This window comes from Acidiferrobacter sp. (assembly GCF_054609335.1).
The window spans coordinates 36,598-56,578 of record NZ_JBTRWP010000008.1 but is presented as its reverse complement, the minus strand read 5'-3'; the positions used below and the strand labels follow the sequence as shown (position 1 = coordinate 56,578).

Annotated in this window: 20 protein-coding genes; 3 read left to right on the top strand and 17 right to left on the bottom strand. The window is 62.7% G+C overall.

From position 1 onward, the window contains the following. Positions 1 to 29: 29 nt before the first annotated feature. Positions 30 to 536: a CBS domain-containing protein gene (locus tag ACYCTF_RS03450; protein ID WP_461283410.1), complete on the top strand. Its 507-nt coding sequence runs from the start codon at positions 30 to 32 to the stop codon at positions 534 to 536. On the opposite strand, the gene ACYCTF_RS03445 is transcribed toward ACYCTF_RS03450, so the two are convergent. From ACYCTF_RS03445 to ssb, 13 genes are all read right to left on the bottom strand, one after another. Then, positions 533 to 1,699: a PilT/PilU family type 4a pilus ATPase gene (locus tag ACYCTF_RS03445; RefSeq protein ID WP_461283409.1), complete on the bottom strand. Its 1,167-nt coding sequence runs from the start codon at positions 1,697 to 1,699 to the stop codon at positions 533 to 535. The genes ACYCTF_RS03450 and ACYCTF_RS03445 overlap by 4 nt on opposite strands. Before the next feature lie 239 nt (positions 1,700 to 1,938). After that, positions 1,939 to 3,018 carry a glycerate kinase family protein gene (locus ACYCTF_RS03440; protein WP_461283408.1) on the bottom strand — a complete coding sequence of 360 codons (1,080 nt, stop codon included), beginning with the start codon at positions 3,016 to 3,018 and terminating at the stop codon, positions 1,939 to 1,941. Continuing rightward, the gene (locus ACYCTF_RS03435) at positions 3,000 to 3,200 is read right to left on the bottom strand and encodes a DUF2905 family protein (RefSeq protein WP_461284556.1); all 201 of its coding nucleotides are present in this window, start codon (positions 3,198 to 3,200) and stop codon (positions 3,000 to 3,002) included. The genes ACYCTF_RS03440 and ACYCTF_RS03435 overlap by 19 nt, the downstream gene beginning before the upstream one ends. 526 nt (positions 3,201 to 3,726) lie before the next feature. After that, on the bottom strand, positions 3,727 to 5,091 hold the full coding sequence (locus ACYCTF_RS03430; RefSeq protein WP_461283406.1) for a c-type cytochrome: 1,365 nt from the start codon (positions 5,089 to 5,091) through the stop codon (positions 3,727 to 3,729). Further along, positions 5,088 to 5,228, bottom strand: a complete 141-nt coding sequence (locus ACYCTF_RS03425) for a DUF3096 domain-containing protein (RefSeq protein WP_461283405.1) — start codon at positions 5,226 to 5,228, stop codon at positions 5,088 to 5,090. Before ACYCTF_RS03425 ends, ACYCTF_RS03430 begins: the two co-directional genes overlap by 4 nt. A 480-nt stretch (positions 5,229 to 5,708) precedes the next feature. Further along, on the bottom strand, positions 5,709 to 6,338 hold the full coding sequence (locus tag ACYCTF_RS03420) for a YIP1 family protein (protein WP_461284555.1): 630 nt from the start codon (positions 6,336 to 6,338) through the stop codon (positions 5,709 to 5,711). Positions 6,339 to 6,703: 365 nt separating this feature from the next. Next, positions 6,704 to 7,015, bottom strand: a complete 312-nt coding sequence (locus ACYCTF_RS03415) for a hypothetical protein (RefSeq protein WP_461283403.1) — start codon at positions 7,013 to 7,015, stop codon at positions 6,704 to 6,706. 73 nt (positions 7,016 to 7,088) lie between these two features. Next, positions 7,089 to 8,792 carry a 2-isopropylmalate synthase gene (gene leuA, locus ACYCTF_RS03410; RefSeq protein WP_461283402.1) on the bottom strand — a complete coding sequence of 568 codons (1,704 nt, stop codon included), beginning with the start codon at positions 8,790 to 8,792 and terminating at the stop codon, positions 7,089 to 7,091. A gap of 1,236 nt (positions 8,793 to 10,028) precedes the next feature. Beyond that, complete coding sequence (locus tag ACYCTF_RS03405) at positions 10,029 to 10,607, bottom strand: cupredoxin domain-containing protein (RefSeq protein ID WP_461283401.1); 579 nt, start codon at positions 10,605 to 10,607, stop codon at positions 10,029 to 10,031. A 354-nt stretch (positions 10,608 to 10,961) separates the two neighbouring features. Continuing rightward, positions 10,962 to 11,204 (bottom strand): nucleotidyl transferase AbiEii/AbiGii toxin family protein, encoded by a 243-nt coding sequence (locus ACYCTF_RS03400; RefSeq protein ID WP_461283431.1) that lies wholly within the window; start codon positions 11,202 to 11,204, stop codon positions 10,962 to 10,964. Between the two features lie 93 nt (positions 11,205 to 11,297). After that, entirely contained in the window at positions 11,298 to 11,708 is a 411-nt protein-coding gene (locus ACYCTF_RS03395; RefSeq protein ID WP_461283400.1) for a PIN domain-containing protein, read from the bottom strand. Continuing rightward, positions 11,705 to 11,941 (bottom strand): type II toxin-antitoxin system VapB family antitoxin, encoded by a 237-nt coding sequence (vapB, locus tag ACYCTF_RS03390; RefSeq protein ID WP_461283399.1) that lies wholly within the window; start codon positions 11,939 to 11,941, stop codon positions 11,705 to 11,707. Before vapB ends, ACYCTF_RS03395 begins: the two co-directional genes overlap by 4 nt. A gap of 382 nt (positions 11,942 to 12,323) precedes the next feature. Further along, a complete protein-coding gene (gene ssb / locus ACYCTF_RS03385; protein ID WP_461283398.1) occupies positions 12,324 to 12,800 on the bottom strand; it encodes a single-stranded DNA-binding protein in 477 nt (158 codons plus the stop codon). Between the two features lie 325 nt (positions 12,801 to 13,125). Between ssb and uvrA the strand changes: the two genes are divergently transcribed. Beyond that, positions 13,126 to 16,005: an excinuclease ABC subunit UvrA gene (gene uvrA, locus ACYCTF_RS03380; RefSeq protein WP_461283397.1), complete on the top strand. Its 2,880-nt coding sequence runs from the start codon at positions 13,126 to 13,128 to the stop codon at positions 16,003 to 16,005. Here the strand turns inward: uvrA and ACYCTF_RS03375 are convergent. Beyond that, positions 15,970 to 16,683, bottom strand: a complete 714-nt coding sequence (locus tag ACYCTF_RS03375) for an SAM hydrolase/SAM-dependent halogenase family protein (RefSeq protein ID WP_461284554.1) — start codon at positions 16,681 to 16,683, stop codon at positions 15,970 to 15,972. The genes uvrA and ACYCTF_RS03375 overlap by 36 nt on opposite strands. 216 nt (positions 16,684 to 16,899) lie before the next feature. Between ACYCTF_RS03375 and ACYCTF_RS03370 the strand changes: the two genes are divergently transcribed. After that, positions 16,900 to 17,127, top strand: a complete 228-nt coding sequence (locus ACYCTF_RS03370) for a hypothetical protein (RefSeq protein ID WP_461283395.1) — start codon at positions 16,900 to 16,902, stop codon at positions 17,125 to 17,127. 156 nt (positions 17,128 to 17,283) lie between these two features. Here the strand turns inward: ACYCTF_RS03370 and ACYCTF_RS03365 are convergent, their stop codons facing one another. From ACYCTF_RS03365 to ACYCTF_RS03355, 3 genes are all read right to left on the bottom strand, one after another. Continuing rightward, positions 17,284 to 18,363, bottom strand: coding sequence for a glycosyltransferase family 9 protein (locus ACYCTF_RS03365; protein WP_461283394.1), 1,080 nt, complete (start codon positions 18,361 to 18,363; stop codon positions 17,284 to 17,286). A gap of 208 nt (positions 18,364 to 18,571) precedes the next feature. Continuing rightward, on the bottom strand, positions 18,572 to 18,961 hold the full coding sequence (rplQ, locus tag ACYCTF_RS03360; RefSeq protein ID WP_461283393.1) for a 50S ribosomal protein L17: 390 nt from the start codon (positions 18,959 to 18,961) through the stop codon (positions 18,572 to 18,574). A gap of 13 nt (positions 18,962 to 18,974) precedes the next feature. After that, positions 18,975 to 19,979 (bottom strand): DNA-directed RNA polymerase subunit alpha, encoded by a 1,005-nt coding sequence (locus tag ACYCTF_RS03355; RefSeq protein ID WP_461283392.1) that lies wholly within the window; start codon positions 19,977 to 19,979, stop codon positions 18,975 to 18,977. Positions 19,980 to 19,981 lie beyond the last annotated feature (2 nt).

Sequence of the window (19,981 nt, the reverse complement as noted above, 5' to 3'; positions counted from 1 at the left end):
CCAATCGGGGTGGGCACGGGAGAGGCGCCATGCTAGTCAAAGACGTAATGACCACCAATGTAAGAACCGCCCGACGCGACACGCGGATTCGCGATGTCGCGATCTTGATGTGCTTTCACCGCATAAGCGGCCTGCCGGTCGTGGGCGATGACGGCGCGATCGTCGGCGTCATTTCAGAGAAAGACGTTCTGCGGGCGATGTACCCCAAGGTGGACGAGGCCTTGCGGCTCGCGCAGACGCCGCACTTCGAGGAACTGGAGGCCGAATACCGCGACGTATTGAACTTACACGTCGAGAGCCTCATGAGTCAGAGGGTGTTTACGGTGGCCCCAACCGACCCCATACTCCGGGCCGTGTCCGTCATGTTCGCGCACAAGATCCGCCGCATCCCGGTCGCCGACCATGGCCACCTGGTGGGCATTCTCAGCATAGGAGACGTCCACAAGGCGATCTTCAAGGAGACCTTCGACCGGGAATTCGGGCATGAAAATGCCCAGCTGGGAGATATCCAGGACCGGCGGCTTGTCTCGCCTTAGTCGTTCCCTGTGAGCGCGGACGGGGGTTCGGGGTCGGGCACCATGCGAAATTCGGTGCGCTCCTCGGTCCCCGGCGCGCCCTTCCCGCGCAGCTTGACGGCAAGCCGGAGTTCGTTGACAGAATCCGCATTACGCAGCGCGTCCTCGTAACTGATCGAACCGTTCTCGTAGAGATCGAACAAGGCCTGGTCGAAGGTCTGCATGCCCTGTTCGCGCGATTTGGCCATGGCCTCCTTCAAGGAATGCACCTCGCCCTTGAAAATCAGATCGGCCACCAAGGGCGTATTGAGCAGGATCTCCACGGCCGCCGCGCGGCCCGTTCCGTCCGCGCGCGGGACCAACCGCTGCGAGACGATCGCGCGCGTATTGAGCGACAGATCCATCAACAATTGATTGCGCCGCTCCTCCGGGAAGAAATTCACGATGCGATCCAGGGCTTGGTTTGCGCTATTGGCGTGCAAGGTCGCCATGCACAAATGTCCGGTCTCGGCAAAGGCGATGGCGTACTCCATCGTCTCGCGGTCGCGGATCTCGCCGATCAAGATCACGTCAGGGGCCTGACGCAGCGTGTTCTTCAGGGCGGCGAACCAGTTATGGGTATCGGCCCCGACCTCGCGGTGCGTAATCAGGCAATTCTTGTGGCTGTGCACATATTCCACCGGGTCCTCTATGGTGATGATATGGCCGTGGGAATACTCGTTGCGATAGTCGATCATCGCCGCAAGCGACGTCGACTTCCCGGATCCGGTCCCCCCCACAAGGATCACGAGGCCGCGCTTGGTGAGACACACGTCCCGCAATACCGGCGGGAGCTTCAGGTCGTCAAATGTCGGGATCTTGCTTGTGATCGTCCGCAACACAAGACCGACATGCCCTTGCTGCACAAAGACGTTAACGCGAAAGCGCCCGATATCAGGCGGGCTGATCGCGAAATTGCACTCCTTCTCCGCCTCGAATTCGACCCGCTGCTTGTCATTCATGATGGCGTAGGCAAACGCCTTCGTGTGCATGGGAGTCAGGCGTTGCTGGCCGGCGGGCGTCATCTTGCCATCAAGCTTGATGGCAGGAGGGAAATCGACCGACAGGAAGAGATCCGAGGCCTTTTTGGTCAACATGAATCGCAACAGGCCATGGAGGCTTGTGGTAGCTTGTTCGGGCGTCATGACATCCTCGTATGCAAAAAATAATGCGCGAGCGCCCGACCGCGAGTCGTAGGGGCGACTGCCGGACCTCTCTTTAAGAGTAGTCGTCAAACTCGCAAAGGAAAAGCCAGCCCATCGGTCCGATGGGGGCCTTACGGCACTCCAAGAGGCCCGCGCGAACCCGGGGGTCGAAGCCTCAACGGCCGCGCGTCATAGAACGCCCAGAGAACATGATCAACGGCCACTCCCCTTAAGAGGGCTTAGGCGAGCAGGCCCGCGACCGCGGCGCTCAGGGCGTCGGCCGCGGGCAGGCCGGGCGGCAGAGCCGCACAGCGCGCGTAGTGTTCAGAAAGCGCGGCGAAAGAGCGATCGATGCGCCCGCAGACCAAGTACACGGGCCGCCCCAGACGGCGCGCCCGGGCCGCCACAAGTTGCGGCCCCTTGCCATAGCCCGTCTGGGCGTCGCAGGCGCCCTCACCGGTGAGCACTAGGCTTGCCTGTCGAATCGCCAGCGAAAGACCCGTCAAACGCGCAACAGCTGCGGCGCCTGGGACGAGACGCGCCCCCAGCAGGGCGCAGGCGAAGCCCAGCCCGCCTGCAGCACCCGCCCCGGGACGGGTGCGCACAGAAGCCCCGAAAGCGACCTCTAGGTGATCCGCGGCCCAGCGCAAACGCCGGTTGATATCGCCAAGATCCGCGGGATCGGCGCCTTTCTGCGCGGCGAAAGCGATTGCGCCGGATGGACCGACAAGGGGGTTCAGAACATCGACCAAAACGAAAAGCTGGGTACGCGCGATCCTCGGATCGAGACCCGCCAAATCCACCGTATGGATCCGTTCCAGAGCCTCCAGATCGGCCCGCAGTATTCCCGCAAACCGCACACCGAGCCCGGCCAAAAGCCCTGCTCCGGCGTCACAGGTGGCGCTACCGCCAAGGCCCAGATAGACGGTGCGCACCCCGCGATCGAGGACATGGCCCAGGAGCCGGCCCAGTCCTTCAGTGGATCGCGACGACAGGGGGCAATGGGGGTCTTGGGCGAGACCTATAATCCGCGCGCTTTCGATCAGGGCAATCGCTCCGCGCCGACTGCGAACAAGCCCGAAGGGTGCGCGTATCAGGCGACCACAGCTGTCTTGGGTCTCGAAAAAATGCGTCTCGGCCCGCAAGGCCCGTGTAAGCACATCGAGCGTGCCGTCCCCACCGTCCGGCAGGGGCCTCAGGATCACGGCGCGGCCCGGACAGGCCTCCGCCACGCCGCGCGCCATGGCCTGCGCCGCCTCCAATGGGGACAAGGTCCCCTTGAAGGCGTTGGGTGCGGCAACTACCGGCGCGTGATCCACAAAAGCAGCGTCAAGACCAAGCTCAACAGGAGGGATGCGGCCCACAGGACATGGATGCGAACATCGCCTACGCGAAAAACGAAATCCCCAGACAAGCGTCGCCCCGGGAGACGGTCGAGCATCTCCCACGCCAAGCCTGCGACGATCAGAACGATCCCAGATACCAGAAGCAACCGTCCCACGCTACCCCCTTGCGCCGCGCCCCGAGCCTTTAGCATGTGGCACGCGCGTCACCTGCGCCTGACTCGTGGCAAGCTCCCGCACATCATAGGGCTTGGCGATGACGGCGACAAACCCACAATCGCGAGAATTGGCCATCACCGGGTCGTTGCAACAACCGCTCGACACAGAGAAAGCGCGGTACCGAAATGGGTGCATTTGATTGCGCGATTTCGGGCTTTAGCCATGGAAATGTTGGACGTGGCGGATAGGATACACAGCGGTGGTGCTCGCAAAAAGGGCTGAACCGCGAGATTCACGCAGCCTCCCCGGCAGCGTTTCTCGCAATGATCAGGACCAAAGCGGAAGAGGATGGGTCCTTGGTATGAGGAAACGCCGACGCGGAAGGTGAAGCCCGCACAACGCGGTCATGGGCCATGCGGCCCACAATGTGCGTGCTGGACATTACCGGACGGGAAAAACGCTCTCGGATCGGCACCATTTTCACAGCACAGCCCTCCTAGGGGTACAAACAACGAGACCGCGCGGTCAAGGTGGTCTTGGTCGGCCCTCCAGAAACGCGGCGAGGTCATACGCGGCGCCAGAGGTCAGCGTGCCGGGATCGGTATAAGGCATCGTGCTCTTCAGAAACGCGGCCATGACACTCGTCCGTGCAAGACTTGCGCGTCGCCCGAAGCTGAGCGACCCCCAAACAGGCGGAAACACGACGCGGCCATGATAGCGCGCCCCCTCGCCTCGAGCACCGTGGCACACGGCACACCGTTGGACGTAAAGACTGGCCCCGCGCGCGGCATCGGCGCCATGCTTGGGTTCCGCGATCGGCGGGTAGCCGCGCCCCGGCGCGTGCGCGCCTATTACCTCCCCGCGGCTCATCCAGTGCACATAGGCCAGCAGATCGGTTAGGACAGGGCCGTTCAAGGGTGGCGCGCGGCCATTCTCGCTGTGGATGAAGGCCGCCTGGATGCGCGCGGCGAGGGTCGTCACGTGTCCCTGGTAGGACCGTGGAAACAGGCCGGCAGCGGCCCACATGGGGCCCGCCTCGGCCTCCCGACCTTCCCCCAAATGACAGTCACTGCAAGAAAGGGCGTTACCGACATAAGGCTGCGCGTAGCGGGCAGTGTGATCGAAGATTGCCCGGCCGCGCCGCACGGCTGCCCCAAAAACGCTGCGCGGGATCGCATTGCGGCGTGGCGGCACAAAGCTACGCCGCGGAACGATCGGCGGTACAGTGACGCTTTCAACGGGGATCGACAGGGGCGGCCGAACACCGAGAACGCTTACATATAAGGCGATATCATCGATCTGTCGCGCATCCAGGGGCCGCGCCGCGTCGCGCATAAGACCGAGGCCCGGGCCCCGTCGCGCCCCGGCCCGAAAGGAGCGCAGCTGTTCTTTCACGTAGGCCTCAGTCTGGCCCGCGACCCAAGGGAAACGCGCACCCATACCGTGCCCGCGCCGCCCATGACACCGCGCACAGGCCATCAAGCGGTCATTCATATCGCCATGCTGGTAATAGCGACGACCGCGAGCAAGCCGAAAGCGATCCACAGACGGCACGGCGCGCGGGGGGCGCGGCCGAAAGCTGGCGTAATAGGCCGCCACGGCCCGCATCTCTTGCACGGTCAGGGCGCGCGCGACGGGGGTCATGATCCCGTTTAATCGCCTCCCATCGGCAAAGGACTGAAGCGCGCCAAAAAGGTAGCTGAAGCCGAGTCCCGCGAGCTTTGGATATGCGAAATGGGGCAGGCCTTGCCCTTGCGATCCATGGCAGTCGGCACACGCACGAATGGAGCTATGGCCATTGAGCGCAAGCTGCGCTCCAAGGGTTGGGAAGCGCATCGCCGCGTGCGCCGTCGCCACCCCCAGGAAGAGCAGCCCGAGGACACGCCTCATCCCCCGTGAACCATCCCCAGGATGCCCATGACGATGAGATAGATGGCCACGATGTAGTTCAAGAGGCGTGGAACGACCAGGATCAGAACACCAGCGATCAGAGAGATAAGCGGCTCAAGCGCGATATGCAGATACATCGGAAACCCTCGTGGAGTAGGACACGATCAAGCTTACCCCATTTGCAACGTTGCCGTCGTCCCACCCCCATCATGTCGGTGGCGACGATATCCATGCCCACACCGACCGGGAATCGTTGTGCGCCCCACGAAGGGCCCCGTCCTGCCCCTCGCAAGAGCGGTCGACGGCCCAGGTGCCCAAGCAATCAGGCCAGGAAGCTCCGGGAGATCGTAACGGTCATCAGCGCGCAAAGCGCCATGACGGCGACCGGCGATAAGAACTGGTAACTGTTCCGCGCCCTTAAGAATTTGTCGTTACCCACCTTTACGTCCGTTTTCGGCACCATTCACCCAAACAAGCACCCCGTGTTGAGCCTCCCTGTTGTGCCATGCGAATCCAACCACCACGGCTAGGTCGCTGAGATGTGGGTAGTGACAAAGCCTGAGGGCCGGTTTTCACGGAGACTGAAATGCATCCAGAGCGCGCCGGGGCAGGCACTCCTACACAGGGGCGGGATGCGCGGCCGGCTTGTCGATCGTCGAACTAGCCTGGGGCACAGGATGAGCCACACCGTGGCGCACCATGTAATGCTCGGCGCGCGTAAGGAACACAACCACAGCCAATCCCAGCGCGGCGAAGACGGCGGTGGCCTTGAGACGACCGACACCATGAACGTGGACGCTTCCGATAACGAGCAAGGCAAACCACCAGAAAAAAGCCACGAACGTCAGATAGGGGACCAACAACATCAGCAAGGCGATAGGCGAAATGGCAAAACTATAGGCAAACGTGCGATAGGCGGTCTCATAGGATTGCGACGAATCCATGAGCCTCCAGAACGCGAACAGCACCGCCGTAAGCGCGAAACTGAACAAGGTCAGCGCCACCGGCACAACCAGAAACACATGCATCGCGAAGGTAAGCGCGGCCGCCGGACCGGCGACGAGCACTTTCAGTGCCGACAAAAGCAGCGCGTCGAACAGCCCGACGACCAACAAGAAGACGTACGGAGTCCGATAGCCCCCGCGTCTGGGCATGGCCTGAAAAAACGTCACAGGCCTCACTATGACGTTCAAGGCCGTGTCGCGGATGACCTTGAGAACCCCAGCTGCCGTATCCCCTGACCGCATCGTCGCCCCTCTCCCGAGGGCCAGCATACCAGCGGCCACCACGTTGCGACTAGGCCTCCAGGGACTGGATTCTCCAACGAACCGAAACGCGATGCGTGACCGACCTGTTGGATGCATTTGGATCTATCGAGCGCTATGCGACGAGGGCGCTCACGCCGCCTCCAAAGGCCCCGTTTAAGCCTGTTCGCCAAGCTTTAAGGTCCGCGCTGGCCGACCAACCAGGCTCAGCCCGGAGTTGTTACCGCTCTGTCGCCGTGACCGCCTGCGCTAGGCCGCCGCCACAAACTCCCACGCCGCAGAGGACGCCGGAACAACTCAAGGCGCGCCTCCAGGGACCCGGCGCGCCCCGGCTAGTCTCGCACCAATCAGGTTCCGCCTGCGGACCCGGTCCCACCACCAGCACCGCCCGTGCCCTGGCCCGCGCTCCCGCCACCACCACTGCCGCCACCACCACTGCCGCCACCACCACTGCCGCCACCACCACTGCCGGCACCGCCCGAGGGTGCCGCACCCGAGGGCGCCGCACCCGAGGCTCCCGTGCCCGCAGTCCCCGTGGAAGAACTCTGCGCGCCCCCACCCGAACCCCCGGTCGCGCCGCCACTGGGCTTATGGTGACAGGCAGTCAACGCGGTCATCAAAAGCAGGGAACTGCCTATCGCCGCTAGCTGTTTCCTCATGAGCACTCCTCCTTACATACTGCATGTTGTCAGGCGCCGACCATAGCATCCTATTTCAGAGCCTGCATGAGACCTAAGGGAGTCCTCCGGCCGCGCGTGGCGGCCGGCCTAAGACGGGCGCTTGGGCAGCCGTTACACGCAGACCCGCCCAGGCCCTTACCAAGGCCGTAATCGATGCCGTCACAAGACTCTCATGGACAGCAGCGGCCACGACCGTACGTTCAACCCCAGGGGTGGCGACCTCCACGATCGCGAGGGCACGCGCATCGGAGCCCGCACTAATCGCACGCTCTTCGTAATGGCAGAGATGAACCGGACCGGGCAGCGCCCGGCAGGCAGCATCGAGAGGCCCGTTGCCACACCCCTCATAGTGGGCGAGCCGTCCATCGACCTCAAGCGACAGCCGAATCCGCTCGCCGCTCCCATCCACCGCGGATTCGTGACCCTGGTACGTCACTGTCTCACGATCCTTGAGGTAGTGATCGCAAAAGACCTCCCATACCTGTGCGGGCGTGACCTCACCCCCGCCCCCCTCGGCGCGCCTCTGCACCGCCTCGCTCAGTCCAATTAACATGCGCCGGGGCAAAACCACGCCATAATGCTGTTCCAGGAGGTAGGCAATCCCGCCCTTGCCCGACTGACTGTTCACGCGGATCACCGCTTGGTAATCGCGGCCCACGTCGCACGGATCGAGCGGCAGATAGGGTACGTTCCACACCGCATCCGACCGCTGGGCCGCGAGCCCCTTATTGATGGCGTCCTGATGAGTTCCCGAAAACGCCGTGTAGACGAGCTCGCCCGCATAGGGGTGGCGCGGATGCACAGGTAGGCGCGTGAGTCGCGTTGCGGCGCGCGCGACCTCATCGATCCTCGAGAAATCGAGCCCAGGCGCCACGCCCTGCGTATAGAGATTCAAGGCCAGTGTCACGAGATCGACGTTACCCGTGCGCTCGCCGTTGCCAAAAAGGCAGCCCTCCACGCGTTCGGCGCCCGCCATCATCGCAAGCTCGGCCGCGGCCACCGCCGTACCCCTGTCGTTATGCGGATGCACGCTCAAGATAACGGCGTCCCGCCGCGCGATATGCCGATGCATCCATTCCACTTGGTCTGCAAAAACGTTGGGGGTGGCACACTCCACGGTGGCGGGCAGATTGATAATGATGGGCTCATGCTTAGTCGCCCCAAAAGCTTCGACCACTGCGTCGCATACGGCCTTCGAAAAGTCTAGCTCCGTGGCACTGAACGCCTCAGGGCTATACTGCAGGACCCATTGGGTCTGCGGCCACCGCTCTGTCAACTCTCGCACATGCCGGACAGCATCGACGGCCAGGGCCATGATCTCCGCCTGGGTTTTGCGAAAAACGATGTCGCGGAACGCAGGCGCCACCGCATTGTAGACATGCACGATGGCGCGCCGCGCGCCGACCAGCGCTTCGACCGATCGGGCAATCAGGTCAGGGCGGGCTGGCGTGAGGACGCCCACGGTGACGTCGTCGGGAATGGCCCGCGCTTCTATCAGCTGCCGCACAAAATCGAATTCCGTGCGCGACGCCGACGGAAAACCCACCTCGATCTCCTTGAAGCCCACAGCGCAAAGTAGCTCGAACAGTTCCCTCTTGGCGTCGACCCCCATGGGTTCGAAGAGGGCTTGATTTCCATCACGCAGATCGGTGCTCAACCACACAGGCGGCGCCTGCAAGGTGCGGCCGGGCCAGGTCCTATCGGCTAATTCCACCGGCGCGAAGGGCCGGTATTTGTGTTGCGGTGCTTTCAACATCGTGGCGTCTCCCCAGGTTGGCGCTGAACTTGCCGTGGTCAGCGGCGACTGCCGGGCAACCGTTGCTCACGGCCCGACAGGAACGACGCAGTCGCAGACCCTTAAGGAAATCGACGCTATACACGCACTACTCCGGAGAAAAGATGGCAAGACGAAACGGACAACCGCCGACGATCCGGCTATTACGAGAGCGATAGACTACGCAGTCGCCCGAGCGGGCGATGGAGGGGCAGAGAATTGAAGGACACTTGGATCATAGCGTCATCATGACGTTCGTATAAGCCCTCTGTCAAGATACGGGCCTAACGGCCATGACAGGCGGCGTGGGGTCGAGCAAAAACAAAACCCGCGGCCGGCACACTGCCAACCGCGGGCCAATACCTCCCGTCGCCCTTCGTTTTTCCTTACAAGCGCTTCACGTAGCCCGTCCCAAAGCCTGGACTACTTCCCCCTTACTTTTCCCGGCGGCCCTGGCCGCCCACCCTAATCCGCAAGCCACAGCGCTACCGCGATCGCCCAACCGGCAACAGCAATCTCGATCGAAGTCCATGGCGTCATCATGCCCCCTTGCTTTCACCAAAGCGCCAACCAGCCCAGCGCGCCCCTGAAGCTGCGCGGAGACCCAAAGCACCCGCGACGCCGGGTGCATCATCGCGTGCGCACAGGCCCGCCAGCTCTGCCGACCAACTCGGGTCGCGCGATCCTTTTTGACCCGACACGCCACACGACCGAGCTACCTCTCAGGCCGCCCCCGCTCTCGCCGAACTATCCGATCGACCCGAACTGAGCAGGACGAGTTTATCCACGCGCCGCCCGAATTGTCCCGTCGTGTTTTTTTATAGAGCCAAACGAATTTCTATATATGTATTTGGGAAGATTATGGATTAGTGATATCGATGGCATCCATCGCGGTGCATGCCTCCCACGGCGGGCTAACGGGAGGCCAGGCCGGAGCCATGCGCGGCGCCAGGGGATGGGAAAGAACAGAGCGCAGCGACACCCTCACACGGCCAGTCAAGACCGAACCCGTCGCAGGCAGGCCTGTACGTGGTCGTCGACAGCATAGCTATCGTATCAACCCCGCACACCCCGCCTTCTCTTCCCCCAAAGGTTTGCGGAGCGCCCTAAGTGCCGCTCGATCTCGCTATAGGCACGAGATCCGAGCGACACTTCGGGCGTTTCCTGCACGGACGCCGATCACCTGACAGCCCACCCCGCTTACGCGGGGCGCGGGCTTCACTGGACGACGATGCTCCCGAACATCCCCATCTTGGCGTGTCCGGGTATCACGCACAGATAGTAATAATGGCCGGCGGAAGGATGCCAGGTAAAGTTAGCGTAAGCGTCCTTCCCGGTCCTCGCCGCAGGCGAAAGCTCGGTACCCGCCAAAACGGGTTCGATCTTGGGGAACATAGAGAACGGTGGCTTCGCCCGAGTTATTTGGAGGCTGTGGCTGAAATTCTTGATCCGGTTTATAAACGTGAATTTGATGGTCGCCCCTGCCGGAAGCACGAGCGTGGGATTGCGCAGGTGGTCGATCTTAAATTTTGGGAACGGGAACTCGGGCTGCGGGACCACGATCACCACGCGGGCAACCGGGCCGCTGTAGGTAACCCTCGTCCCCTGAGCCGTCCCGTTGTCCTTGGCGATCATCGCACGAACTTGCGATGAGCTGGCCCACTTGAAGCCGCCGGTACCCACAAGCGGCCCGGCCCAGACCAAACCGGCTTGCAAAAGCGTCCCCAACCCCATCCCCGCGACCATCAAGGCCCGCACGCGGCGTGCGCTGCGTTGTTCTCTAGGATCCACTCCCATATCCCCCTCCTGAGGTGTTTTGAAATACATCTAAACACGGATCGATGGCCGAACTAGAGCCCCATCGCAGCCTTGAACCACAACTCGGACTCCACTTCCGCCTTCCTTCCATAGCGGCTCGCCCGACCGACTCGAGGGCCACAATTATTAGAGAAAACTTATATCGATACCGGGAGACGATATCTCTTTAGGCATAGTAGACCAAGAAGCATGGGTGTGCGATGCCGGCCCTGACTGCGTACACCTCCGGCCGTGACGCATGCCCGCGCCCTATGCGAAGGGCCATCCCCGCCATTCCTAAAGCGCCCGACCGCCCCCCGCGAGCCCTTCTTGTCTACTCGTGCCTTCACATACTCAAAGAGAACGCGGATCTGTCGCAACTAACAAGTTGGCGCGAGTATCCAGCACCCGCAAAAACTCCTGCGGGTCGCTCCGGTGGTCTTTAAGCTTGAACGCCAACAAATCCATCGCGGCCTTGACACCTTGCTGATAAAGCCAAGCCATATCCCAGAGGTCACGATTTTTGATGCGATTAGGGCGAAGCGCAAGCGCCACGATTTTGTCAGCGAATATCTCCTCGCGACTTTCGGCCTGCACGATCAAACCACCGGTGCCCGATAGCTTGCGCGTGCTGATGCTACCTGAGGCTGAACAAAAGGCGTGATCCGCGGTATAACATGAGCCATCAGCTCAGTGATCGCCGACCCAGTTTTCCATATGCAGACCGGGATAACCGGCAAAATCTGTCACATTATTGGTGACGAGAATAACATCCAACGCGATGGCATGGACGGCGATCAGTTTGTCAAGCGCATCGCGCCTGCCTTCCCGGGTTGCCAGGCGCACCGGGCCATAGGCGGTGGCGGCCGCCGCATCAAAAGGAGCAACCGCGAGGTCGGCCAGCAATAAGGACAAGGCAGCACGGTTGCCGGGCTGCGCATCGCCGGAGCATGTGACGCCGTACTCGAGTTCGGCTAGCGTGATCGAGGAAATTACCACCTCGCCCACATAGCACTGCGTAAAACGCGCTGCCACCTCGGGTGGATGGTGTTTCATCAGATAGACACACATATTAGTGTCGAGCATATATTTCGGGGTCATAACGCGTCCCGATCGGCTTCCTGACTGTCGCCACGGCCTTCAGCCATGAAATCGGCGGAGAACCGGCTGAATTTGTCGAGCAGATCATTTAGTCGTCGGCGTGCCGGCCGGATACGGATCTCGTCGCCAATGCGTTCGATCTCCAGATCCAGATCGACACGATCATAGGCTAGCTCGGCGGGGATGCGCACCGCTTGCGAGTTGCCGTTCTTGAAAATCTTTGTCGTCGTCATGAGAATCTCCTGTATGTACGTGTACATCCTAGCAGAATCCTAGTCAAAGTAACTACATGGATGTACGCTGAATGAGTCGCTCACACAACGTTATCGCTGCTTGTCATCATGCCGAGGCTATGGTGGCTGGCGATATTCCCGCATCTAAATCACGGTTCCGTTAAAAACCGCCCCCATTGTGTTAGCGACCCTGCGAATCCGCGTCTATGTGCCAGAAAACGCGGACCTTCGTGATCGTCTACACCCAGGGCACATGGCGCGCTAGGCAGCCCGGGGGACCCCAAGATGGACGGGGGTGCCCGCTTAAACCCACACCAATAAAAAATCCCTGCAAACACAAGGTCTGCAGGGATCTTATTTACCTTCTGTGTCTTAGTGCCCGCTAAAACGGGATGTCGTCGTCGAAGTCGTCCTTGGCCCCCGAAGACGATGGAGAGGGCTGGCCCTGCGGCGCCCCCGAACCCGATGCTGACGACTCATAGGGCATATCCATAGGGGGCCCATCGCCAGCACCCGCCCCGCCACGACCGCCAAGCATCTGGAGATCGTTCCCCACGATCTCAGTCGTATAGCGGTCCTGGCCCGATTTATCCTGCCACTTGCGGGTCTGCAGACGCCCTTCGACGTAGATCTGCGCGCCCTTCTTCAGGTATTCGCCTGCGACCTCCGCAAGTTTCCCGAAAAACACCACACGGTGCCACTCGGTTCGCTCCTGCTTCTCGCCGGTTCCCTTGTCCCGCCAGGATTCCGACGTGGCAATATTCAGATTCGCTACCGCGCCACCATTGGGCACGTAGCGGATCTCCGGGTCCCTGCCTAGGTTGCCCACCAAGATGACCTTGTTGATACCACGCGCCATAACGTCCCCCTCAGGATGGAAACGGGCCCGAAAAGGCTCCGCCGGATAGGCGCGAAACCGTCGTTCCGTGACCCCGCGCCTTTGCAAGGCCCTAGTTTATGTCACGCCGCTCGGCTTTGGATAGGGCGAGACCCCGGGAATCCCTCCCCGTCTCATCACGGGACCCCTTAACACCGGTCTCCGCCCGACGTGCATTCCGATCGGCCCAGAAGTGGATGGAAAAGACGCCTGGACGGCCGGCCGCAAAAGCGCGCACCACTCGCTCTTTGCCTTCGCCTGCCCGAGGGCCGTATAGTACCCGATTTACTCCGACTCGAAAAAACCTATGGACCTCATCCGTTTGCGGGGGGTGCGGACGCACAACCTGAAGAACCTCGACCTGGATCTGCCACGCGACCGCTTGGTGGTCATAACGGGACTATCGGGCTCCGGAAAATCTTCGCTTGCCTTTGACACCCTGTACGCAGAGGGGCAACGCCGATACGTCGAGTCCCTATCGGCCTACGCCCGGCAGTTCCTGTCGCTCATGGCTAAACCCGATGTCGACCTGATCGAAGGCCTTTCACCCGCAATCTCCATCGAGCAAAAAAGCACCTCCCACAACCCGCGCTCGACGGTCGGCACGGTGACGGAGATCTACGACTACTTGCGCCTCCTCTATGCGCGGGTAGGGGAACCGCGCTGCCCACGCCACGGCGTGGCCTTGGACGCCAAGACCGTGACGCAGATGGTTGATGAGGCCCTGGCCCTCCCCCATGGCACGAAGGCGATGATCCTGGCCCCCGTCATATCGGGGCGCAAAGGCGAGGCCTTGAACAAGCTCGAGGAGCTGAAGGCGCGCGGCTATGTGCGCGCACGCATCGACGGCCAAGTCGTCGAACTCGGCGAAGCACCATCCCTGGCCAAAACCCAGAAGCACACCATCGAAGCGGTGGTCGATCGTCTCGTCCTGAGGGTCGGCCAGGAATCCCGCCTCGCCGAATCCTTCGAAAACGCGCTTTCGCTCTCCGAGGGGCTTGTGCGCCTCGTGACCCTACCCGGCGAAGGCGAGACGGCGCAGGAGTTTCTATTCTCAGCGCGGTACGCCTGCCCCCACTGCGGCTTCAGCCTCGCCGAGCTCGAGCCCAGGATCTTCTCCTTCAATAACCCGGCCGGCGCCTGTCCGACGTGCGACGGCCTTGGGGTACGGCAATTCTTCGACCCGGAACGCCTCGTACAAGACCCGAGCTTGAGCTTACCGGCCGGTGCCATACGCGGATGGGATCGTCGAAATCCTTTCTATTTTCAACTCCTGGAGTCGATCGCGCGCCATTACGACGTCGATATCGAGAAACCCTTCGAGGATCTTCCCAAGAAAGTGCGGCAGGTGATCCTCTACGGCAGTGGCGAAGAAACGATCAACTTCACGTACCTGGATCGCGGTCGACGTCACCGACGCAAACACCCTTTCGAGGGCGTCATCCCCAATATGGAACGGCGCTATCGGGAGACCGAATCGGCCGGCGTGCGTGACGAATTGGCGCGCTTCATCGGCAACCAGGTCTGCGAGGACTGCGCAGGGAGTCGGCTGCGCGAAGAGGCGCGCAACGTCTTCATAGACTCGCGGCCGATCCATGAAGTGACTGGCCTTTCCATCGAGGAGACGCATGGCTTCTTCCAGCACCTGCTGCTTCCCGGCCAACGCGGGGCCATCGCCGCCAAAATCATCCACGAGATCACCGAACGCCTGAAGTTTCTCGTGAACGTGGGCCTCGATTATCTGACGCTCGCGCGATCCGCCGAGACGCTCTCGGGCGGCGAGGCCCAACGCATCCGGCTCGCCTCGCAGATCGGCGCGGGACTCGTCGGTGTCATGTACGTTCTAGATGAACCCTCCATCGGCCTCCATCAACGCGACAACGGCCGCCTGCTCTCGACCCTTGAAGCCTTGCGTGACATGGGTAACACCGTCATCGTCGTCGAGCATGACGAGGAGGCGATCCTGGCCGCCGACCATGTCGTGGACGTAGGCCCCGGGGCCGGTGTTCACGGAGGCCGCATCGTGGCGCAAGGAACGCCTGCGCAGATCATGGAGAATCCGGACTCGCTCACCGGAAAATACCTGAAGGGCCTCGAAGAGATCGGGGTACCGACGAAGCGCCGGTCGGGGACCGGGTCGATCGTGATCCGCGGGGCGCGCGGCAACAATCTGCGCGGGATCGACGTCGGTATCCCGATCGCCGTCCTCACCTGCGTCACGGGGGTCTCGGGATCCGGCAAATCCACCTTGATCAACGACACGCTCTACGCGGCCGCCGCAAACCAGCTCAACAAGTCCCGCTTGGAAGTGAGTCCTCACGCCGGCATAGACGGCCTGGAATCGTTCGACAAGGTCGTCGACATCGATCAGAGTCCGATCGGGCGTACGCCGCGCTCCAATCCCGCCACCTACACGGGCCTCTTTACGCCCCTACGCGACCTCTTTGCCGCCACCGCCGAGGCGCGCGAACGCGGTTTCGGTCCCGGGCGCTTTTCATTCAACGTGCGGGGAGGCCGCTGCGAGGCCTGTGAGGGCGACGGTCTCGTCAAGGTGGAGATGCACTTTCTGCCCGACATGTACGTCCCCTGCGACGTCTGCAAGGGCATGCGCTACAACCGCGAGACGCTGGAGGTGCGCTACAAGGGCCGCACCATCCACGAGGTCCTGCAAATGACCGTGGAAGACGCGCTCGGCTTTTTCGATGCGGTCCCGACGATCCGCCGCAAACTCGAGACCCTAGCCGATGTGGGTCTGTCCTATCTGACGCTGGGCCAGTCGGCCACGACGCTCTCGGGTGGCGAGGCGCAGCGCATCAAGCTTGCCCGCGAGCTCTCGAAACGGGACACGGGTCGGACCCTCTACATCCTCGACGAACCGACGACGGGTCTCCACTTCCACGACATCCGACAACTGGTCGGTGTACTGCAGACATTGGCAGAGCGCGGCAACACGGTCGTCGTCATCGAACACAATCTCGATGTCATAAAGACCGCCGACTATGTCGTGGATCTCGGCCCCGAAGGGGGAAATGGGGGCGGACGCGTGGTCGCCACAGGGACACCCGACGAGATTGCGGCGCACCCCTCGTCACACACGGGGCGCTATCTGAAAAAGGTCCTCGAACGTCACGCGCAGCTGCGATCGGTCGCCTCACCCCAAAACCCGAAGCGGGTCGGCAAGGCGTAATCCGAGGATACCGGCGGCGGACGCCTCGTAGGCGGCGATCTCTATGAGCCCGTTGGCATTTTCGTAAAAAAACGGTTCGCCGCGCGGTCCTTCCGAAAAGGTGCGTGCGCGCCTCAGACGACGGTCCGCGACCTCGATCTCATGCCGGCTTGGATGGGCCTTGAGCCCCGTCACGGCATTCCCATAATGGTCAATGAAAAGCACGCGCGCCCACTCGTCGGGCCAGTCGGGAAAGCGCGTCAAGGGGGCCTCCTGCGCATTCAAAGCCAATCCCCGCGCGAGGGCGGCGGCGGCCGGCGCAAACACGTCGCGGCCATGGAAGCTCGGCGCGGCGTGCTCGGGGACCGCGAGCGCCTGACAGGACTCCACCCCCTCGCGGCGCGCCACCATCTCGAACAGACCGTTGTCGGGACCGACATAGCAGCGCCCGCCGGCGCGCCAGGCGATGGCCTGGCGGAGACCTCCCACCCCCGGGTCTACCACCGCCATGACCACCGCGCGTGGCGGGAGCCTCTGGCAATAGGCGTCCACGAGATAGGCCGAGGCCTGTACCGCAAAACTCGGCAGCCCATGAAAAAGGTCCACCACCCGCACCGCGGGCGCGGCCTCGGCCAAGCGTAGATGCACCTGACCCACATAGGGGTCCGCCACCCCAAAATCCGTTAAGAGCACGATCATAAGGCGCAGTCTAACCACAAGCGGCCCGCGAGCGAACTCCCCAGCCGCTAGATGGCCAACACACGGGGCACGTCCACCTACCCCTCGACGATCGTAGTCGCGAGCTCCCGATGATAAGCGCGCGACGGAGGAGGCCGCAGCCCTCGGCGTTCAAGGTATCGAGAAGCGACGTCAAGGCATCAGGGCCCAGGATGGCGTCATCGTCCAAAAGAGGGCATGAGGACTGCGCGTCTTGCTGAACAGAAAATCCCGCTGTCCGGCAAGCCGCCGGCGCGGCAGATGGCGATGCCAGACGAGAGCGTGACCGTGCGCTTCGAGCACCCGAGCGACTGCCTGCGCCTCGGGTGGGGCGCGCCCTGCCTCACCCTGTTCGGAAATCACGACCCTGAGGGCAGTTCTTGGGCAAGCGGGCAGGTCGCGACCAGAGCCGCCGGGCGGTTGTAGCTGGGGATCAGGACGTCCACTAACCGGTCTTCACGTCCCGGCGGATCGCTCTCTGAAGCGGCTTGTGGAATCGTTGTCCACATACTCAAGGAGCCGCACGCGCCCGCCCAGCGCCTCCACCAGATCCACCTCGGCCAGGGGCTTTACCGCCGCACGTCAACCATCGGCGACCTCCCGTAGGGTCTCACCCAGCAGGGCGCGGGCCTGCGCCACCACCTCTCCCGGTGCGATCCGCAGGCATTCGAGACCGTAGGGGCACTCGAACCGGTAACAGGGGGAGCAGGCGGTGGGCCGGCGGAGAATACGGGCGGGTGCAGTGCGGGGTCGCCACTGCTCCTCGAGCTCCGTGCCCGAGTAGAGCACCACCATGGGGCAGCCCACCGCATCGGCGATATGCATCGGGCCCGAGTCATTGGCGATGAGGAGCCGTGCCCGCTGCAGCAGCGCCGCAAGCTCAGCGAGGTCCGTCTGGCCGCAGAGCGACACGGTGCCGCGCGCGGCCGCCACGACTACCTCACCGATCGCCTGATCCTTGGGGCCTCCGACCACCACGACTTGTCGGTCCAAGGCCTCGAGTCCAGCCGCGACCACGCCGTAGCGCTCGGCGGGGTAACGCCGCGCCGCACAAGTGGCTCCTGGCGCGATCACCACGAAGTCGCCGCGTACCCCGCGCTCGCGCAGCTTCGCCTCGACCCGTGCGCGCGCCCCGGCGGGCACCGCGAGCCTAAGCGCGCTTGCCTGCGGCCTGCCTACGGGGATCCCTGCCTCCTTCAACAGATGCAAGTTGCGGTCGACCTGGTGCGCGCTATCCGCGAGCGGGCGCACCCAACGCGTCAGGACCCCGCCCCCGAATTCCCGCGACTGGCCGATGCGGACCGGGATACCCGCAAGATAACAAGCATAGGCCGCCGGAAAGGGGCTTTGCGAAAAACTTGTGAAGATAAACACCGCGTCAAAGCCGTGCACGGCCAGGTCGCGCACCCACTCCTGCTCACGTTTCGAGTCGAAGGCTATGTCCCCACGCGCGTCCTGCCACAGCGCGCGGTGCACTAGCACCTCGTCCAGTCCCGGCAGCAGGCCCGCCACGGTCGCACCCGCAGGCGAGGCCAGAAGCGTAAGCCGCGCCCTGGGGGCCGCCCGTCTCAGCGCGCGCACCGCCGGCGACAACATCACCACGTCCCCGATGTTGCCCAACCTCACCAGCAGTATCCGCGCCGCATCTTTGAAGGCGTCCATGCCCACTACACCCCTCGTCTCTACGGGGGTTCATTACAGCCTCCCCAGCCGCCCGCGCCCATCAGCCGAAAGGCACGGGAGGCGGCCATAAAGCCGCAAACGCGCCCCTCGTAACGCTAAGAGGTCATTCCCAGCCCCAAAAACAAAACGGCCGGCGATATGCCGGCCGTTCTCGCGGTCTCCCGCGTTTTCTGCACGCACGCGCGCCTTATGCGGCTTCTTCCTTCTCGTCACCTTCTACCGGCCGATCCATCAACTGGACAAGCGCCATGGGGGCAGTATCGCCCGCCCGCAAGCCCATCTTCAGGATACGCAGATAGCCGCCCGGCCGATTCTGATACCGCGCGCCGAGTTCGTCGAACAGCTTGCCGACGATCTCACGGTCGCCCAATCGCGCGAAGGCCAGACGCCGGTTTGCCACAGTCGCAGTCTTGCCCATGGTGATCAAGGGCTCCGCGATCCGCCGCAACTCCTTGGCCTTCGGCAAGGTCGTCATGATTTGCTCGTGCCGCAACAAGGACACCGTCATGTTCTTGAACATCGCCTTGCGATGCGCACTCGTGACGTTGAACTTCCGCCCGCTATTGCCGTGCCGCATGGATCCCCCTCCGTTACCGATCCAAGCCTTCGCCCGGAACTTTGTTCCGAAGCGACGCCGGCGGCCAATTCTCCAACTTCATGTCCAGCGTCAGCTCATGCGACGCCAGGACATCCTTGATCTCGGTCAGCGATTTCTTTCCGAGGTTCGGCGTCTTCAGAAGCTCCATCTCGCTCTTCTGCACAAGATCGCCGATAAAGAAAATATTCTCTGCCTTGAGACAGTTCGCTGAGCGCACCGTGAGCTCCAGATCATCGACCGGCCGCATCAGCACCGGGTTGATATCCGGCTCCTCCTCGACCCGCACCTCGGTGCCCTTACTCTCGAGGTCCACGAACACCGCCATCTGGTCGCGCAGGATATTGGCTGCGCGACGCACCGCGGCCTCCGGGTCTATCGCCCCATTGGTCTCGATATCGAGAACCAGCTTGTCCAAATCCGTGCGCTGCTCGACGCGCGCGTTTTCCACGGTGTAGGACACTCGACGGATCGGGCTGAAGGAGGCATCGATCTGCATGCCGCCCAATATCCGCTCCTCGTTGATCGCCCGGGCCGGAACTGGCTCGTAGCCACGCCCCGCCACCACCGTGAGCTCCATCTTCAAGGCGACCGCCTTGGTCAGTGTCGCGATCACGTGATCGGGGTTTACGATCTCCACGCTCTGGTCCGTTTGCACGTCCGCGGCCGTCACCACCCCAGGCCCCATCTTGTCGACCGTCAGGCGCGCCTCGCCACGGCCTTCCATGCGCATGGCCAGGCCCTTCAGGTTCAGCAGGATGTCGATGACGTCCTCTTGAACGCCTTCGATGGTCGAGTACTCGTGCAACACCCCTTCGATGCGCGCCTCGGTCACCGCGCAGCCCGGCATGGACGACAGCAATATCCGACGGAGCGCGTTCCCCAAGGTGTGCCCGAATCCCCGCTCGAGTGGTTCAAGGGTGATGCGGGCGTGCATCGGACCAAGCGCCTGCACCCCAACGTTGCGAGGCTTTAGAAATTCCGCTGCCGAACTCTGCATAT

Bases quoted from the DNA above. Each gene is read 5' to 3' on its own strand.
- ssb (WP_461283398.1), bottom strand. From the start codon at position 12,800: ATGGCGCGTGGTATCAACAAGGTCATCTTGGTGGGCAACCTAGGCAGG.
- ACYCTF_RS03445 (WP_461283409.1), bottom strand. From the start codon at position 1,699: ATGACGCCCGAACAAGCTACCACAAGCCTCCATGGCCTGTTGCGATTC.
- ACYCTF_RS03375 (WP_461284554.1), bottom strand. From the start codon at position 16,683: ATGATCGTGCTCTTAACGGATTTTGGGGTGGCGGACCCCTATGTGGGT.
- ACYCTF_RS03355 (WP_461283392.1), bottom strand. From the start codon at position 19,979: ATGCAGAGTTCGGCAGCGGAATTTCTAAAGCCTCGCAACGTTGGGGTG.
- ACYCTF_RS03450 (WP_461283410.1), top strand. From the start codon at position 30: ATGCTAGTCAAAGACGTAATGACCACCAATGTAAGAACCGCCCGACGC.
- rplQ (WP_461283393.1), bottom strand. From the start codon at position 18,961: ATGCGGCACGGCAATAGCGGGCGGAAGTTCAACGTCACGAGTGCGCAT.
- ACYCTF_RS03395 (WP_461283400.1), bottom strand. From the start codon at position 11,708: ATGACCCCGAAATATATGCTCGACACTAATATGTGTGTCTATCTGATG.
- leuA (WP_461283402.1), bottom strand. From the start codon at position 8,792: ATGTTGAAAGCACCGCAACACAAATACCGGCCCTTCGCGCCGGTGGAA.
- ACYCTF_RS03425 (WP_461283405.1), bottom strand. From the start codon at position 5,228: ATGTATCTGCATATCGCGCTTGAGCCGCTTATCTCTCTGATCGCTGGT.
- ACYCTF_RS03370 (WP_461283395.1), top strand. From the start codon at position 16,900: ATGAGGACTGCGCGTCTTGCTGAACAGAAAATCCCGCTGTCCGGCAAG.
- ACYCTF_RS03420 (WP_461284555.1), bottom strand. From the start codon at position 6,338: ATGCGGTCAGGGGATACGGCAGCTGGGGTTCTCAAGGTCATCCGCGAC.
- ACYCTF_RS03430 (WP_461283406.1), bottom strand. From the start codon at position 5,091: ATGAGGCGTGTCCTCGGGCTGCTCTTCCTGGGGGTGGCGACGGCGCAC.
- ACYCTF_RS03365 (WP_461283394.1), bottom strand. From the start codon at position 18,363: ATGGACGCCTTCAAAGATGCGGCGCGGATACTGCTGGTGAGGTTGGGC.
- ACYCTF_RS03415 (WP_461283403.1), bottom strand. From the start codon at position 7,015: ATGAGGAAACAGCTAGCGGCGATAGGCAGTTCCCTGCTTTTGATGACC.
- vapB (WP_461283399.1), bottom strand. From the start codon at position 11,941: ATGACGACGACAAAGATTTTCAAGAACGGCAACTCGCAAGCGGTGCGC.
- uvrA (WP_461283397.1), top strand. From the start codon at position 13,126: ATGGACCTCATCCGTTTGCGGGGGGTGCGGACGCACAACCTGAAGAAC.
- ACYCTF_RS03405 (WP_461283401.1), bottom strand. From the start codon at position 10,607: ATGGGAGTGGATCCTAGAGAACAACGCAGCGCACGCCGCGTGCGGGCC.